14 protein-coding genes are annotated in these 17241 nt (G+C 65.1%); 12 read left to right on the top strand and 2 right to left on the bottom strand.

Going from position 1 to position 17241, the window contains the following annotated elements; genetic code table 11:
• Window positions 1-105 precede the first annotated feature (105 nt).
• On the bottom strand, window positions 106-2676 hold the full coding sequence (locus I6F16_RS33635; RefSeq protein WP_225114546.1) for an FtsX-like permease family protein: 2571 nt from the start codon (window positions 2674-2676) through the stop codon (window positions 106-108).
• The gene (locus tag I6F16_RS33630; protein ID WP_057026565.1) at window positions 2673-3392 is read right to left on the bottom strand and encodes an ABC transporter ATP-binding protein; all 720 of its coding nucleotides are present in this window, start codon (window positions 3390-3392) and stop codon (window positions 2673-2675) included. The genes I6F16_RS33635 and I6F16_RS33630 overlap by 4 nt, the downstream gene beginning before the upstream one ends.
• 55 nt (window positions 3393-3447) lie before the next feature.
• Between I6F16_RS33630 and I6F16_RS33625 the strand changes: the two genes are divergently transcribed.
• From I6F16_RS33625 to lpdA, 12 genes are all read left to right on the top strand, one after another.
• Window positions 3448-4083 (top strand): arylesterase, encoded by a 636-nt coding sequence (locus I6F16_RS33625; RefSeq protein ID WP_036008792.1) that lies wholly within the window; start codon window positions 3448-3450, stop codon window positions 4081-4083.
• A 176-nt stretch (window positions 4084-4259) separates the two neighbouring features.
• Window positions 4260-4796, top strand: coding sequence for an RNA 2',3'-cyclic phosphodiesterase (thpR, locus tag I6F16_RS33620; protein WP_027572985.1), 537 nt, complete (start codon window positions 4260-4262; stop codon window positions 4794-4796).
• A gap of 240 nt (window positions 4797-5036) precedes the next feature.
• Complete coding sequence (gene zapE, locus I6F16_RS33615; protein WP_036008788.1) at window positions 5037-6224, top strand: cell division protein ZapE; 1188 nt, start codon at window positions 5037-5039, stop codon at window positions 6222-6224.
• A gap of 240 nt (window positions 6225-6464) precedes the next feature.
• On the top strand, window positions 6465-7433 hold the full coding sequence (gene mdh / locus I6F16_RS33610) for a malate dehydrogenase (RefSeq protein WP_025032846.1): 969 nt from the start codon (window positions 6465-6467) through the stop codon (window positions 7431-7433).
• A 203-nt stretch (window positions 7434-7636) separates the two neighbouring features.
• Complete coding sequence (gene sucC, locus I6F16_RS33605) at window positions 7637-8836, top strand: ADP-forming succinate--CoA ligase subunit beta (RefSeq protein WP_036008785.1); 1200 nt, start codon at window positions 7637-7639, stop codon at window positions 8834-8836.
• Window positions 8837-8840: 4 nt separating this feature from the next.
• A complete protein-coding gene (locus tag I6F16_RS33600) occupies window positions 8841-9320 on the top strand; it encodes a DUF1579 family protein (RefSeq protein WP_036008783.1) in 480 nt (159 codons plus the stop codon).
• Window positions 9321-9356: 36 nt separating this feature from the next.
• Window positions 9357-10241, top strand: coding sequence for a succinate--CoA ligase subunit alpha (gene sucD / locus I6F16_RS33595; RefSeq protein WP_036008780.1), 885 nt, complete (start codon window positions 9357-9359; stop codon window positions 10239-10241).
• 137 nt (window positions 10242-10378) lie between these two features.
• Window positions 10379-13336 (top strand): 2-oxoglutarate dehydrogenase E1 component, encoded by a 2958-nt coding sequence (locus I6F16_RS33590; protein WP_036008777.1) that lies wholly within the window; start codon window positions 10379-10381, stop codon window positions 13334-13336.
• Between the two features lie 163 nt (window positions 13337-13499).
• On the top strand, window positions 13500-14741 hold the full coding sequence (gene odhB, locus I6F16_RS33585) for a 2-oxoglutarate dehydrogenase complex dihydrolipoyllysine-residue succinyltransferase (RefSeq protein WP_225148676.1): 1242 nt from the start codon (window positions 13500-13502) through the stop codon (window positions 14739-14741).
• An 11-nt stretch (window positions 14742-14752) separates the two neighbouring features.
• Complete coding sequence (locus I6F16_RS33580) at window positions 14753-14986, top strand: hypothetical protein (protein ID WP_036024626.1); 234 nt, start codon at window positions 14753-14755, stop codon at window positions 14984-14986.
• A 25-nt stretch (window positions 14987-15011) separates the two neighbouring features.
• Window positions 15012-15761: an SDR family oxidoreductase gene (locus I6F16_RS33575; RefSeq protein ID WP_225174311.1), complete on the top strand. Its 750-nt coding sequence runs from the start codon at window positions 15012-15014 to the stop codon at window positions 15759-15761.
• 58 nt (window positions 15762-15819) lie between these two features.
• Complete coding sequence (gene lpdA, locus I6F16_RS33570) at window positions 15820-17220, top strand: dihydrolipoyl dehydrogenase (RefSeq protein ID WP_225174310.1); 1401 nt, start codon at window positions 15820-15822, stop codon at window positions 17218-17220.
• Window positions 17221-17241 lie beyond the last annotated feature (21 nt).

Here is a 17241-nt window from a genome sequence, read left to right as displayed (position 1 = left end):
TGAATGTCGCCCTCGGCGTCAATCCTGACGCGAAGCTGACCGGTAGCGTGGTTAATCGCCGAAACCGGGCCGATTCCGGCCAGCCCGATCCGCCGCTACATTTTGTCACAAATTTCGCAACACCGTCGCGGGCTTTTTGTTCAATGCCAGCAGCGTGCCGGCAAGCCCGAGCCCGACGGTGACGACCAGCGCGGCGGCGACCACGCCGGCGGCGCTGCCGGCCTGCCAGACGAAGCTCAGCGTCATCAGCCGCGTCACGATCAGCCAGGCCGCGATGCTGCCCGCGATCACCCCGAACACCGCGGTGGCAAGGCCGATCAGGAGGTATTCGAGGGCATAGGCGCCGAGCAGCCGCAGCCGCGTCGCGCCCAGGGTCTTCAGGATCACCGCGTCGTAGACCCGGTGGCGGTGGCCGGCGGCGAGCGCCCCACCCAGCACCAGGATCGCCGAGATCAGCGTCACGGCGCTGGCGCCGCGGATCGCCAGGGCCAGATTGGTCACCACGGAGCCGACCGTCTCCATCACCTCGCGCACGCGCACGCTCGTCACCATCGGATAGGCGTCGGCGACCTCCTTGATGATCTTGCCGTCGCCCGCCGCCTTTCCGCCCGCTTCTGTCAGCGTCGCGATATGGGTGTGCGGCGCGCCCTTGAAGGCGTTGGGCGAGAACACCAGGACGAAATTGATGCCGAGACCTTGCCAGTCGATCGTGCGCAAATTGCTGATCTTGGCCGGAATGTCGCGGCCGAGCACGTTGACCACGACCTCGTCGCCGAGCTTGAGGCCGAGCCCGTCGGCAATCTTCTTCTCCAACGAGACCAGCGGCGGGCCAGAATAATCGGCGCGCCACCATTCGCCCTCGACCACCTTGGAGCCCTTCGGCAGCTCGGCGGTGTAGGTCAGGCCGCGATCGCTCTGCAGCACCCATTCGGAATCCGTGGTCGGCTTGAGCTCCTCGGCGCGCACCCCGCGCGCGGCGACGATGCGTCCGCGCAGCATCGGCACGTCCTCGATCCTGGCGCCGGGGGCGATCTGGCGCAGATAGCCATCGAACTGCTCGGCCTGCGCGCTCGGAATGTCGATGAAGAAGAACGATGGCGCCTGGTCGGGGAGCGCCGCCAGGAACTGCCGGCGCAGATTGCCGTCGATCTGGGTGATGGTGACGAGCACGGCGAGCCCTAGGCCCAGCGACAGCACGACGGACGGCGTCAGCGCGCCCGGCCGGTGGATGTTGGCGATCGCAAGCCGCAGCATCGGCAGCCGCGTCCGTGGCAGCCGTCGTGCGATCGTCATCAGCAGGGCGGCGATGCCGCGCAGCAAGGCGAACACGACCACTGAGGAGGCCACGAACACCGCGGCGATGCGCCTGTCGAACGACAGGCCGATCACGACCGCGATGAGGAGTGCGATCACGACGGCCATGAACACGAGATAGCTCGCGCGTGGCCGGTGCCATTCGGAGCTGATGGTGTCGCGGAACAGCGCGGCCACCGGCACGTCGTGCACGCGCGCGAGCGGCCACAGGCCGAAGGCGAGCGCGGTGAGGAGGCCGTAGAGGAAGGACAGCGCGAGCTCGTCGGTGTGCACGGCCGGCACCACCGGCAGCGGCAACAGCTTGCCGAACAGGCCAACGATCGCAAAGGGCATCGCGGCGCCGAGCGCCAGGCCGATCACGGACCCGATCGCGGCCAGCAGGACCACTTGCGCCAGGTAGATGCCGAACACGTCCCGGCCGGTGGCCCCGACGGCCTTGAAGGCAGCGATCACCTCGAGCTTGCGGTCGATGTGACTCTTGACGGCATTGGCGACGCCGACGCCGCCGACCAGCAGCGCGGCAAGGCCGACCAGCGTCAGGAACTGCGTGAAGCGGTTGATGTTGCGCTCGAGCTGCGGCGAGGCGTTGGAGCGGCTGCGGATCTCCCAGCCGGCCTGCGGCGCGGCGCTGCGCGCATCCGCGATGAAGGCTTCGGTGGCGCGCTCGTTGTTAGCAGCCTCCGGCAGCTTGACCCGGTAGACCCAGCGCACCAGGCTGCCGGGCTGGATCAGGCCGGTGGCGCGCAAGGCCGCCTCGCTGATCAGAAAGCGCGGCCCGAAGCCGATGCCGCCGGCCAGCTTGTCGGGCTCGGCCTCGACGGTGGAGCGGATCTGGAACGTTGCGGACCCGATCGTGACGCGGTCGCCGGTCTTGAGCGAGAGCCGCGCCAGCAGCGTCGGATCGGCGGCGGCACCGAACGCGCCGTCGCGTTCCGCGAGCAGATCGGACATCTCCAGCTGCGGCGCAAGCTTCAACTTGCCGAGCATCGGATAGGTGTTATCGACCGCCTTCATCTCGACCAGCGCCAGCTTGCCGTCAGCCGAACGCGCCATGCCGCGCAAGGTCGCAGCCGCCGACAGCGTGCCGCGCGAACGCAGGAACGCGACCTCTTCCGGCTTGGCCTCGCGCTGGAACAGCACGAAAGAGACGTCGCCGCCAAGCAGCGTGCGGCCTTCGCGCGCGAGACCGTCGCTCAGGCTCGCGGACACCGAGCCGACGCCGGCAATCGCCATCACGCCGAGCGCGATGCAGGCGATGAAGACGTAGAAGCCGCGCAGGCCGCCGCGCAATTCACGCAAGGCGTAGCGCAGCGACAGCGCGACGGCGTTGGGCTTCGGGAACGATTCGGCCGCGGCGCTCATGCGGGCGCAGACTGCGTGTCGATGCGCCCGGAACGCAGGCGGATGACGCGATCGCAGCGATGCGCGAGCGAGGAATCGTGCGTCACCAGCACCAAGGTCATGCCGCGCTCGGCATGCTTGCTGAACAGCAGATCGACGATCTGCTTACCGGTTGCTTCGTCGAGATTGCCGGTCGGCTCGTCAGCGACCAGGATCGCGGGATCCGGCGCCAGCGCGCGGGCGAGCGCGACGCGCTGCTGCTCGCCGCCGGAGAGCTGGGTCGGATAATGATGCAGGCGGTCACCGAGCCCGACCGATTGCAGCTCCTCTGCCGCGCGCTTGGCGGCATCGGGATTGCCGGCAAGTTCGAGCGGCACAGCAACGTTCTCCAGCGCCGTCATGGTCGGGATCAGGTGAAAGGACTGGAAGACGATGCCGACCTGGCGGCCGCGGAAGCGCGCCAGCGCGTCCTCGTCGAGGGCATTGAAAGGCGTGCCATTCACCACCACCTCTCCGCTATCAGGACGTTCCAGCCCCGCCATAACCATCAGTAGCGTGGATTTGCCCGAGCCTGACGGGCCGATCAGTCCGATCGTCTCGCTCCGGCCGACCCGCAGGCTGATATCCTTGAGGATGTGAACGCGTGCCGCGCCCGTGCCCAATGAGAGGTTGACGTTGGAGATGGCGATGGTGTCCGCGGTAGCGGCGAGCGAAGAGGGGTCGATGCGAGTGTCCATGGTCCGGTCATATGGCAAGTCCGCACGCGGGGTCGAGAGGCGTTACGGATTGTTCATGCACATAGCCGTGTTGATGCTCGCCGTCATGACGATGGCGAACCCCGCTTGGGCGGGTGCGACAAAACCGGTCAAGCTGGTCGTCCTCGGCGATTCCCTAAGCGCGGGCCTTGGCCTTCCGGCCCAGGAGGCGTTCCCCCAAAAGCTTCAAAAAGCCTTGCGGGCCAAAGGCATAGAGGTCGACATGACCAATGCCGGGGTGTCCGGCGACACCACCTCGGGCGGCCGCGACCGGCTCGACTGGTCGGTGCCCGATGGAACTGACGGTGTCATCGTCGAGCTCGGCGCCAATGACGCGCTGCGCGGCATCGATCCCGACGTGGCGCGCGCCGCGCTGACCGACATCGTCCAGCGGCTCAAGGCGCGAAAGATTGCGGTCATGCTCTGCGGCATGCTGGCGCCGCCGAATTACGGCGCCGAATACGCCGCGCGCTTCAATTCGATTTATCCGGATCTGGCGAAGACATTCGACGTGCCGCTCTATCCGTTCTTCCTCGAAGGCGTCGCGGCCGAGGCCAAGCTCAACCAGGCCGACGGCATTCATCCGACCGCTGAAGGCGTCGACATCATCGTCGGCAGGATCATGCCCATGGTGGAGGCATTCATTGGCACGATCGCTGAGCAACGGCGTTGAAAACCAGGCAGCGCTAACCCTAATTCCCAGGGTTTTACCGGGGTGAGGCGCGGTGTGCTTCGCAGAGTCACACAACTGCGATAGGAATCAGGGTACCGGTGATTCGTCGCCGGCTCTAATTTGGATATGGTTCTCGCTGTTCGAGCACCGTACCCAAGCATCGGGAGTGCGAAACGATGCCGCGTTTGTTCACGGGTCTGGAAATTCCGGCCGAAATTGGCCAGTCGCTTTCCAACTTGAGAGGTGGCCTCCCCGGCGCCCGCTGGATCGATCCCGAAAATTATCACGTCACCCTGCGCTTCATCGGCGACATTGACGGGGCTTCCGCCAACGAGATCGCTTCGATGCTGTTTCGCGTCGACCGCAAGCCGTTCGAGGTGAAGGTGCAGGGGCTCACCAGCTTCGGCGGCCGCAAGCCCCGCGCGGTGGTCGCCACGATTGCGCCGAGCAAGCCGCTGATGGAATTGCAGGCCGAGCTCGAGCGCATGATGCAGCGGATCGGCCTCGACCCGGAGGGACGCAAGTTCATTCCGCACGTCACGCTTGCGAGGCTGCACGATGCCTCCGACCGCGACGTCGCCGATTATCTCTCGCTGCGCGGCTATTTCCCGAGCAAGGCGTTCATGGCCGAACGCTTCGTGCTGTTCTCCTCGCGCGCGTCCACCGGCGGCGGCCCGTATGTGGTCGAGGATGCCTACGAGCTGTGTGAGTAATTTCTTTCTTAACCTCTCCCCGCTTGCGGGGAGAGGTCGGATCGCTCTCGCGATCCGGGTGAGGGGGGACAGGTCTTTCGATGGATCTCATACGCGGATAGAGCCCCTCACCCCGACCCTCCCAGCGCGAGCGAAGCTCGTCGCGCCCCCGTAAGAACGGGGCGAGGGAGAAGAAACGCGCATACCTCTGACCCCATTTCACGGCTTGCAATTTCCGTCCGTCTCTGGCGGTAAAGAGCCATGCTCTCCACCCCAAATCCCTCATTCCGCGAGGCCTATCAGGCCGAGATCGCGTCCGGCGCGATCGAGCCGGATCCCGCGCAGGCCGAGGTCGCCGAGGCCTATGCGGCGCTGGACCTGCGGCTTTCGACCTACAAGCCCACCCGCAAGCAGGGCCTGCTCAGCCGCCTGTTCAGCTCTGGTGACAAGGACGAGGCGCCGCGCGGGCTTTACATCCACGGCGAGGTCGGCCGCGGCAAGACCATGCTGATGGACCTGTTCTTCCAGCACTCATCGGTCGAGCATAAGCGCCGCGCGCATTTCCACGAGTTCATGGCGGACGTGCACGAGCGCATCTACGATTATCGCCAGAGCATCGCGCGCGGCGAGATCGCCGACAGCGACGTCATCGCTCTGACGGCCAATGCGATCTTCGAGGAGAGCTGGCTGCTCTGCTTCGACGAATTCCACGTCACCGACATCGCGGACGCGATGATCCTGGGCCGCCTGTTCGCCAAATTGTTCGAGCTCGGCACCGTCGTGGTCGCGACCTCCAACGTCGCGCCCGACGATCTCTACAAGGGTGGCCTGAACCGCTCGCTGTTCCTGCCCTTCATCAAGCAGATCAGCGACCACATGGACGTCGCGCGGCTCGATGCGCGCACCGACTTCCGCCTGGAGAAGCTGCAGGGCGTGCCGATGTGGCTGACACCGGCCGATGGCGATGCGGACGCCGCGCTCGATCGGGCCTGGAAGCGGATGACGGGCGGCGCCAAATGCCGCTCGCGTGACATTTCGATCAAGGGCCGCATTCTGCACGTGCCGTGCTCGGCCCATGGCGTGGCGCGATTCTCCTTCGCCGACCTCTGCGAGCAGCCGCTCGGTGCATCCGACTACCTCAGGCTGGCGCACGACTATCACACCCTCCTGGTCGACCATATTCCAGTGATGGACCTCTCCCAGCGCAACGCGGCCAAGCGCTTCATCACCCTGATCGATACGCTCTATGACAACGCCGTGAAGCTGATGGCCTCGGCCGACGCCAATCCGATCTCGCTCTACCTCGCGACCGATGGCACCGAGGCCATGGAGTTCAACCGGACCGCCTCGCGCCTGATCGAAATGAGCTCGGAATCCTATCTGGCGCTGCCTCACGGCCGCAAGGATTCCACCGCTAGCGGCTCGACCAAGGGCTTGGTCGAGACTTAAGTCCTATCCCCGCCGTCATTCCGGGGCGTCGCAAAGCGACGAGCCCGGAATCCATACTCCGGATGGTGGTTATGGATTCCGGGCTCGCGCTTCGCGCGCCCCGGAATGACGGCCGGGGTATGCTGGCTGCTATCTCGGCAAGCCCGACAATTGGGCATTGGGCGACTTGAACGGGGGAGACGAAAGGGATAACCACCCGTCTCAGTTTCCCCTCCTTACGTGTCTAAAGGACAGGTTCACATGGCGCGCGACAAGATTGCTTTGATTGGCTCCGGCCAGATCGGCGGAACGCTGGCTCACCTCATCGGCCTGAAAGAACTGGGCGACGTCGTGATGTTCGACATCGCCGAGGGCGTGCCGCAGGGCAAGGCGCTCGACATCGCGCAGTCCTCGCCGGTCGACGGCTTCGACGCCCACTACACCGGCGCGAACTCCTATGAGGCGCTCGACAACGCCAAGGTCTGCATCGTCACCGCCGGCGTGCCGCGCAAGCCCGGCATGAGCCGCGACGACCTCCTCTCCATCAACCTCAAGGTCATGGAGCAGGTCGGCGCCGGCATCAAGAAGTACGCCCCCGACGCCTTCGTCATCTGCATCACCAACCCGCTCGATGCCATGGTCTGGGCCCTGCAGAAGGCTTCGGGCCTGCCGCACAAGAAGGTCGTCGGCATGGCTGGCGTGCTGGATTCGGCCCGCTTCCGCTACTTCCTCGCCGACGAGTTCAACGTCTCGGTCGAGGACGTCACCGCCTTCGTGCTCGGCGGCCACGGCGACACCATGGTGCCGCTGGTGAAGTACTCCACCGTCGCCGGCATCCCGCTGCCCGACCTCGTCAAGATGGGCTGGACCTCACAGGCGCGCCTCGACGAGATCGTCGACCGCACCCGCAACGGCGGCGCCGAGATTGTCAACCTGCTCAAGACCGGCTCGGCCTTCTACGCCCCTGCCGCCTCCGCGATCGCGATGGCCGAGAGCTATCTGAAGGACAAGAAGCGCGTGCTGCCCTGCGCCGCCTATCTCAACGGCGAGTACAGCGTGAAGGACATGTATGTCGGCGTGCCCGTCGTGATCGGCGCCAAGGGCGTCGAGCGCGTGGTCGAGATCGAACTCGCCGGCAAGGACCGCGAGGCGTTTGACAAGTCGGTCGGTGCCGTGCAGGGCTTGGTCGATGCCTGCAAGAAGATCGCACCCGATCTTCTCGGCCGCTAAGGCAAAGCAATACCCGCCGAAGATCGAAACCCGGTCTTCGGCGGTTTCACTTCCGGACCCCGGCTACCGGGGTGGGGTTCCGGTCTCGGCAGATCTCGATTGTCAAAGAATCCGGGTTGCAGTTCCTGTGGTATATGGTATGCCAGCCACAAGACTGAGGTGGGCCCATGAGGTCACCGCCCGCGGGTTCAGGGAGCGACCATATGAATATCCATGAATATCAGGCCAAAGCGCTGCTGCATGAATTCGGCGTTCCGATTTCGCGCGGCGTAGCGGTTCTCAAGGCCTCGGACTCCGACGCCGCCGCAAGACAGCTTCCCGGCCCGGTCTGGGTGGTGAAGAGCCAGATCCATGCCGGCGGGCGCGGCAAGGGTAAGTTCAAGGAAGCATCCGCCGGCGACAAAGGCGGCGTCCGCATCGCCAAGTCGGTGGAAGAGGTCAACGAATTCGCCAAGCAGATGCTGGGCGCGACGCTGGTCACCGTGCAGACGGGACCTGCCGGCAAGCAGGTCAACCGCCTCTACATCGAGGACGGCTCCGACATCGACAAGGAATTCTACCTCTCGATCCTGGTCGACCGCGAGACCTCGCGCGTCTCCTTCGTGGTGTCGACCGAAGGCGGCGTCAACATCGAGGACGTCGCGCACAACACGCCGGAGAAGATCGTGACCTTCTCGGTCGATCCGGCGACCGGCATCATGGGCCATCACGGCCGCACGGTCGCGAAGGCGCTGAATCTGTCCGGCGACCTCGCCAAGCAGGCCGAGAAGCTCACCGCGCAGCTCTACGCGGCCTTCGTCGCCAAGGACATGTCGATGCTGGAGATCAATCCGCTGGTCGTGACCAAGCAGGGCGAGCTCCGCGTGCTCGATGCCAAGGTGTCCTTCGACGACAACGCCCTGTTCCGCCATCCCGAGATCGCGGTGTCGTTGCGCGATCTGACCGAGGAAGACGCCAAGGAAATCGAGGCGTCGAAATACGATCTCAACTACGTCACGCTCGACGGCAATATCGGCTGCATGGTCAACGGCGCCGGTCTCGCCATGGCGACGATGGACATCATCAAGCTCTACGGCATGGCGCCGGCCAACTTCCTCGACGTCGGCGGCAGCGCCAGCAAGGAGAAGGTCGCGGCCGCGTTCAAGATCATCACCGCCGATCCCAACGTGAAGGGCATCCTGGTCAACATCTTCGGCGGCATCATGAAGTGCGACGTGATCGCCGAGGGCGTCACGGCTGCGGTTCGCGAGGTCGGCCTCAGCGTGCCGCTGGTGGTCCGTCTCGAAGGCACCAACGTCGAGCTCGGCAAGAAGATCATCCGTGAATCCGGACTGAACGTGGTGCCCGCCGACAATCTCGACGACGCCGCGCAGAAGATCGTGAAGGCCGTCAAGGGAGGCTAGCGCCATGGCCCAGGACCATCTCGCCGCATCATCTCCGCTCCCCGAGCATGCGCGCCTCGCCGCGTTCGCCGGCGAATGGGATGGTGAGGAGATGGTCTTCCCGTCGCGCTGGACGGCGGGCGGGCCGGCGACCTCGCGCACCGTCGCGCGCATGGATCTCAACGGGTTCTATCTGATCCAGGACTCGATCCAGATGCGCGACGGCAAGCAGGTCTTCGCCACCCACGGCATCTTCACCTTCGACCGCGACGACCGGACCTACAAATTGTTCTGGTACGATTCGCTCGGCTATACGCCGCCATCGCCCGCCTCGGGCGGCTGGGCCGGCAAGACCCTGACGCTGGTGCGCGGTTCGCTCCGCGGCAATGCGCGCCACGTCTACGAGATCATCAATGAGGATTCCTACTCGTTGAAGATTCAATTCTCGCCGGACGCGGAAGGCTGGTCCGACGTCCTCACCGGCGTCTACCGCCGCATCCACTGACCCACTCACTCTGTTAGTTTCGCGAAAGCAGACCTCATGTCCATCCTGATCGACAAGAACACCAAGGTCATCTGCCAGGGCTTCACCGGCAAGAACGGCACCTTCCACTCGGAGGCCGCGATCGCCTACGGCACCAAGATGGTCGGCGGCACCTCGCCGGGCAAAGGCGGCTCGACGCATCTGGGCCTGCCGGTGTTCGACACCGTGCGCGAGGCGCGTGAGAAGACCGGCGCCGACGCTTCGGTGATCTACGTGCCGCCGCCGGGCGCAGCCGACGCGATCTGCGAAGCCATCGACGCCGAGGTCCCGCTGATCGTCTGCATCACCGAGGGCATTCCTGTGATCGACATGGTCCGCGTCAAGCGCTCGCTGCTCGGCTCCAAGTCGCGCCTGATCGGGCCGAACTGCCCGGGCGTCATGACCGCCGGCGAGTGCAAGATCGGCATCATGCCCGCCAACATCTTCAAGACCGGCTCGGTCGGCATCGTCTCCCGCTCGGGCACGCTGACCTATGAAGCCGTGTTCCAGACCTCCCAGGAAGGCCTCGGCCAGACCACCGCGGTCGGCATCGGCGGCGACCCGGTCAAGGGCACCGAGTTCATCGACGTGCTGGAGATGCTGCTCGCCGACCCCAAGACCGAATCGATCATCATGATCGGCGAGATCGGCGGTTCCGCCGAGGAGGACGCCGCCCAGTTCCTCAAGGACGAGGCCAAGCGCGGCCGCAAGAAGCCGATGGTCGGCTTCATCGCCGGCGTCACCGCCCCTCCCGGCCGCCGCATGGGTCATGCCGGCGCCATCATCTCCGGCGGCAAGGGCGATGCCGGTTCCAAGACCGAGGCGATGAAATCCGCAGGAATTACAGTGTCCCCGTCGCCCGCCCGCCTCGGCCACACGCTTGCCGAAAAGTTGAAAGGCTAATTCAGTTCTTCGTGCTTTTCCGGGCGAAGTTTCGCAGCAAATAGGGTAAAGGGTGCCTGTCGCGTCGAGCCCTGTCGGGGGAGCTCGGCGCCAGCGCCGTTTGTTATGCGCGAATCGAAATCGCCAGGAACTCAAGTATGTCTCGCCAAGACGCGAACGCAGCCTTTGCCCTGTCATCCTTTTTGCAGGGCACCAACGCCACCTACATCGACGAAATCTACGCCCGCTACCAGAAGGACCCGTCCTCGGTCGATGCCGAGTGGCAGGAGTTCTTCAAGAGCCTGAACGACGCGCCGGCTGACATCAGCAAGAACGCGGAAGGCCCGTCCTGGGAGCGCGACAACTGGCCGCTGACCCCGAAGGACGATCTGACCTCCGCCCTCGACGGCAACTGGGCCGAGGTCGAGAAGACGGTCAGTGGCAAGATCGCCGCCAAGGCGCAGGCCAAGGGGGCCGACATCTCCTCCGCCGACCTGCTTCAGGCGACGCGCGATTCCGTCCGCGCCCTGATGCTGATCCGCTCCTACCGCATGCGCGGCCACTTCCACGCCAAGCTCGATCCGCTCGGCATCGAAGCCCAGCGTAACCGCGAAGAGCTCGATCCGCGCACCTACGGCTTCAGCGAGGCCGATTTCGACCGCAAGATCTTCCTCGATCACGTGCTCGGCCTCGAATACGGCACGTTGCGCGAGATCACCGCGATCTGCGAGCGCACCTACTGCCAGACGCTCGGCGTCGAGTTCATGCACATCAGCAACGCGGCGCAGAAGGCCTGGATCCAGGAGCGCATCGAGGGACCCGACAAGGAGATCTCGTTCACGCGCGAAGGCCGCAGGGCCATCCTGCAGAAGCTGATCGAAGCCGAGGGTTTCGAAAAGTTCTGCGACACCAAGTTCACCGGCACCAAGCGCTTCGGCCTCGACGGCGGTGAAGCCCTGATCCCCGCGCTCGAGCAGATCATCAAGCGCGGCGGCAATCTCGGCGTGAAGGAAATCGTGCTCGGCATGCCGCATCGCGGCCGCCTCAACGTGCTGACCCAGGTGTTGGGCAAGGCCCATCGCGCACTATTCCACGAGTTCAAGGGCGGCTCGGCCAATCCCGACGCGGTCGAAGGCTCCGGCGACGTCAAGTATCACCTCGGCGCCTCCTCGGACCGCGAGTTCGACGGCAACCGCATCCACCTGTCGCTGACGGCCAACCCCTCGCATCTCGAGATCGTCGATCCCGTCGTGCTCGGCAAGGTCCGCGCCAAGCAGGACCAGCACGGCGATCCCCCTGATATGCGCATCTCGGTGATGCCGCTCCTGATGCACGGCGACGCCGCCTTCGCCGGCCAGGGCGTGGTTGCTGAATGCTTCGGCCTGTCCGACCTGAAGGGCTACCGCACCGGCGGCTCCGTGCACTTCATCGTCAACAACCAGATCGGCTTCACCACCTATCCGCGCTACTCGCGCTCCTCGCCCTATCCGTCGGATGTGGCGAAGATGATCGATGCGCCGATCTTCCACGTCAACGGCGACGATCCGGAAGCCGTCGTGTTCGCGGCCAAGGTCGCGACCGAATTCCGGCAGAAGTTCCACAAGCCCGTCGTCATCGACATGTGGTGCTACCGCCGCTACGGCCACAATGAGGGCGATGAGCCGGCCTTCACCCAGCCGGTGATGTACAAGCGGATCGCCGCCCATCCCTCGACGCTGACGCTCTACTCCAAGCGCCTGATCGCGGAAGGCGTCGTCACCGAGGGCGAGGTCGACAAGCTGAAGGCGGACTGGCGCGCCCGGCTCGATGCCGAGTTCGAGGCCGGCACCTCCTACAAGCCGAACAAGGCCGACTGGCTCGACGGCAAGTGGGCGGGCTTCAAGATCGCCGACCAGGAAGAGGATGCGCGGCGCGGCGTCACCGGCGTCGACATCGCCACGCTGAAGGACATCGGTCGCAAGATCACCAAGGTGCCGGACGGTTTCCGCGTTCACCGCACCATTCAGCGCTTCCTCGATAACCGCGCCAAGGCGATCGAGAGCGGCAACGGCATCGACTGGGCGACCGGCGAGGCGCTGGCGTTCTGCTCGCTGCTCAACGAAAACCACCACGTCCGCCTGTCCGGACAGGATTCGGAACGCGGCACCTTCTCGCAGCGCCATTCGGTCCTGATCGATCAGGAGGACGAGAGCCGCTACACGCCGTTCAACCATCTCGGCCACGAGCAGGGCCATTACGAGGTCATCAACTCGCTGCTGTCGGAAGAAGCCGTGCTCGGTTTCGAATACGGCTATTCGCTCGCCGAGCCGAACACGCTGACGCTGTGGGAAGCCCAGTTCGGCGACTTCGCCAACGGCGCGCAGGTCGTGTTCGACCAGTTCATCTCCTCGGGCGAGCGCAAATGGCTGCGCATGTCCGGTCTGGTCTGCCTGTTGCCGCACGGCTATGAGGGCCAGGGGCCGGAGCACTCCTCGGCGCGACTCGAGCGTTACTTGCAGATGTGCGCGGAAGACAACATGCAGGTGGTCTATCCGACCACGCCGGCGAACTACTTCCACGTGCTGCGCCGGCAGCTGCATCGCGAGATCCGCAAGCCGCTGATCATGATGACGCCGAAGTCGCTGCTGCGTCACAAGCGGGCGGTGTCGCGTCTCGACGAACTCGCGAAGGGCACGACCTTCCACCGCATCCTCTACGATGACGCCCAGATGCTGCCGAACGAGGCCATCAAGCTCGTCCCCGACGAGAAGATCCGCCGCATCGTGCTGTGCTCCGGCAAGGTCTATTACGACCTCTACGAGGAGCGCGAGAAGCGCGGCATCGACGACATCTACCTGATGCGCGTCGAGCAGCTCTATCCGGTGCCGCTGAAGGCGCTGGTGGCCGAGCTGTCGCGCTTCAAGAAGGCCGAGATGGTGTGGTGCCAGGAAGAGCCCCGCAACATGGGTGCCTGGCACTTCATCGAGCCCTATCTGGAATGGGTGCTGAACCAGGTGAACGGCGCGAGCCGGCGTCCGCGTTATGTCGGCCGCGCCGCTTCCGCCGCGACCGCAACGGGTCTGATGTCCAAGCATCAGGCTCAGCTGAAGGCGTTCCTGGACGAAGCACTGAGCTGAGAAGTTTTTTTAGGACTCTGTCATGCCCCGCGAAGGCGGGGCATCCAGTACTCCGCGGCTTTCGTTCTGATCACGAAAGTCACGGCGTACTGGATTGCCCGTCTTCGCGGGCAATGACGTATGAATTCATGACCGCTACCTGCGATCCCTTGAGGAAGAGACCATGACTGAAATTCGTGTGCCGACGCTCGGCGAATCCGTCACCGAGGCCACCATCGGCCGCTGGTTCAAGAAGGCCGGCGACCCCGTCGCCGTCGACGAGCCCTTGGTGGAGCTCGAGACCGACAAGGTCACCATCGAAGTCCCCGCGCCGACCGCCGGCACGCTGAGCGAGATCATCGCTGCCGATGGTGCGACCGTTGCCGTGGGCGCGCTGCTCGGTCAGATCACCGATGGTGCCGGCGCAGCCAAGCCCGCCGCCGCGCCGGCCAAGGCTGCGGCGCCTGCAGCTGCTGCCGCCGCTCCCGCGCCGGCTCCCGCTGCCGCGAAGGCGCCGCCGGCCGATGCGCCGCTCGCGCCGTCCGTGCGCAAACTGTCGGCCGAGACCGGCATCGACGCCTCGACCGTGCCGGGCTCCGGCAAGGACGGCCGCGTCACCAAGGGCGACATGCTGGCCGCGATCGAGCGCGCCGCCTCGGCGCCGACGCCGGTCAACCAGCCCGCCGCTGCCGTGCAGGTCCGCGCGCCGTCGCCGGCCGATGACGCCGCCCGCGAAGAGCGCGTCAAGATGACCCGGCTGCGCCAGACCATCGCGCGCCGGCTCAAGGACGTGCAGAACACCGCGGCCATGCTCACGACCTTCAACGAGGTCGACATGACCAACGTCATGGCGCTGCGCGCACACTACAAGGACGCGTTCGAGAAGAAGCACGGCGCCAAGCTCGGCTTCATGGGCTTCTTCACCAAGGCCGTCGTGCAGGCGCTGAAGGACATCCCGGCCGTCAACGCCGAGATCGACGGCAGCGACCTGATCTACAAGAACTACTACCACATCGGCGTTGCCGTCGGCACCGACAAGGGCCTGGTCGTGCCTGTGGTGCGCGACTGCGACCACAAGTCGATCTCCGACATCGAGAAGAGCATCGCCGATTTCGGCCGCCGCGCCCGTGACGGCCAGCTCAAGATCGACGAGATGCAGGGCGGCACCTTCACCATCACCAATGGCGGCATCTACGGCTCGCTGATGTCGACCCCGATCCTGAACGCGCCGCAGTCCGGCATCCTCGGCATGCACAAGATCCAGGAGCGGCCGATGGTCGTCGGCGGCAAGATCGAGGTCCGCCCGATGATGTATCTGGCGCTGTCCTACGATCACCGCGTCATCGACGGCAAGGAAGCCGTCACCTTCCTGGTCCGCGTCAAGGAGAGCCTGGAAGATCCGGCGCGCCTGGTGCTGGACCTCTAAGGGAGGCGACGATGGGGGAGCCGTCGCTCGCGCATGCGCTCATCTCCATGGTGCCGCTCCTGCTGACCACCCTTATCTTTTTCTTCTTTGCGATTCCGATTAGTCGCAGGAAAGGTAAGGGGGTCGGCTTCGCGGCCTTGTGCCTGATCCCGTTTCTCACGCCCTTCATTCTGTTCCATTTGATCAGCTTGACGGACAAGTCCGTGCTTGATCGCTTGGCGGCTCTTGAGGGCAGGACGTCGTAGTGCGCTCGAACTCGTGGGGATTGATGTGACGGATAAAGTCGTTGTCATCACCGGCGGCAGCCGCGGCATCGGGCGGGCGACCGCGCTTGCGGCGGCCGCGCGCGGTTTTCGCGTCGTGGTTGGCTATGCCAGCAACAAGCAGGCGGCCGACGAGGTGGTCGCGCAGATCGCGGCCAGCAACGGCAAGGCCATCGCTGTGAAATGCGATGTCGCCGAGGAAAGCGACATCCTCAATCTGTTCGAGGAGGCCGACAGGTTCGGCACGCTCGGGGCGCTCGTCAACAATGGCGGCATCGTCGGCAAGAGCGGCGTGCGCGTCGACGAGATGTCGGCCGAGCGCATCCAGCGCGTGATGGCCGTCAACGTCACCGGCTCCATCCTCTGCGCGCGCGAGGCGGTGAAGCGGATGTCGACCAAGCACGGCGGCACGGGCGGCGTCATCGTCAACCTGTCGTCCGTCGCAGCGCGGCTCGGCGCACCCAACACCTATGTCGACTATGCCGCGTCCAAGGGCGCGGTCGATTCCTTCACCGTCGGCCTCGGCTATGAGGTCGCGGGCGAGGGCATCCGCGTCGCCGCGATCCGTCCCGGCCTGATCGACACCGACATCCACGCCGCCGGCGGCGAGCCCGACCGCGCCCATCGCCTGGCCCATCTGGTGCCGATGAAGCGCGTCGGCACTGCCGATGAAATCGCCAATGCCATCGTCTGGCTGATCTCGGACGAGGCCTCCTACGTCACCTCAGCCATTCTCGATGTGTCCGGCGGACGCTGACGCGCCGCGCGGGCGCTGACACATCCTCACCACGCCTAACCTTACGGGACTTTCTCTCATGGCTACCTACGATCTCGTCGTCATCGGCACCGGACCGGGCGGTTATGTCTGCGCGGTACGCGCGAGCCAGCTCGGCATGAAGGTCGCCGTGGTCGAAAAGAACGCGACCCTCGGCGGCACCTGCCTCAATGTCGGCTGCATGCCGTCGAAGGCGCTGCTGCACGCCTCCGAAATGTTCGAGGAAGCCGGCCATTCCTTCGCCAAGATGGGCGTCAGCGTTTCCGCGCCGAAGCTCGATCTGCCCGCGATGATGAACTTCAAGCAGCAGGGCATCGACGGCAACGTCAAGGGCGTCGAGTTCCTGATGAAGAAGAACAAGATCGACGTGCTCAAGGGCACCGGCAAGATCCTCGGCACCGGCAAGGTCGAGGTCTCCGCCGACGGCAAGTCGCAGGTGGTCGAGACCAAGAACATCGTGATCGCCACCGGCTCCGACATCGCGCGCCTGAAGGGCATCGAGATCGACGAGAAGCGCATCGTGTCCTCGACCGGCGCGCTGTCGCTGGAGAAGGTGCCAGGCAGATTGCTGGTCATTGGCGCCGGCGTGATCGGGCTCGAACTCGGCTCCGTGTGGCGCCGGCTCGGATCCGAAGTCATGGTGGTTGAATTCCTCGATCGCATCCTGCCCGGCATGGACGGCGAGATCGCCAAGCAATTCCAGCGCATCCTTGAAAAGCAGGGATTTGCATTCAAGCTGGGCTCGAAGGTGACCGGCGTCGAGATGAACAGCAAGGCATTGCTTGCGAAAATCGAACCGGCTTCCGGCGGTGCCGCCGAGACCATCGAAGCCGACGTCGTGCTCGTCTGCATCGGCCGCGTGCCCTACACCGACGGTCTCGGCCTCAAGGAAGCCGGTGTCGCGCTGGACGCGCGCGGCCGGGTGCAGATCGATTCGCATTTCGCCACCAGCCTGAAGGGCGTCTATGCCATCGGCGATGTCGTCGCAGGCCCCATGCTCGCGCACAAGGCCGAGGACGAGGGCGTCGCGGTCGCCGAGATCATCGCAGGCCAAGCCGGCCACGTGAATTACGATGTGATCCCCGGCGTCGTGTATACCACGCCGGAAGTGTCCTCCGTCGGCAAGACCGAGGAGGAACTCAAGCAGGCGGGCGTGGCTTACACGGTCGGAAAGTTTCCGTTCACCGCCAACGGCCGCTCCAAGGTCAACCAGACCACCGACGGCTTTGTGAAGATTCTCGCGGATGCGAAGACCGATCGCGTGCTCGGCGTGCACATTATCGGCCGCGAAGCCGGCGAAATGATCCATGAAGCGTGTGTTCTCATGGAATTCGGCGGCAGTGCGGAAGATCTCGCGCGCACCTGCCACGCCCATCCGACGCGCTCGGAGGCCGTCAAGGAAGCCGCGCTTGCGGTCGGCAAGCGAGCCATCCATATGTAACGACGCACCCAGCGCCGAACC

Source organism: Bradyrhizobium sp. IC4060 (genome assembly GCF_020193715.1).
Classification (GTDB): Bacteria; Pseudomonadota; Alphaproteobacteria; order Rhizobiales; family Xanthobacteraceae; genus Bradyrhizobium; species Bradyrhizobium yuanmingense.
The sequence above is the reverse complement of the archived record's forward strand: the minus strand, read 5'-3'. Positions and strand labels throughout refer to the sequence as shown.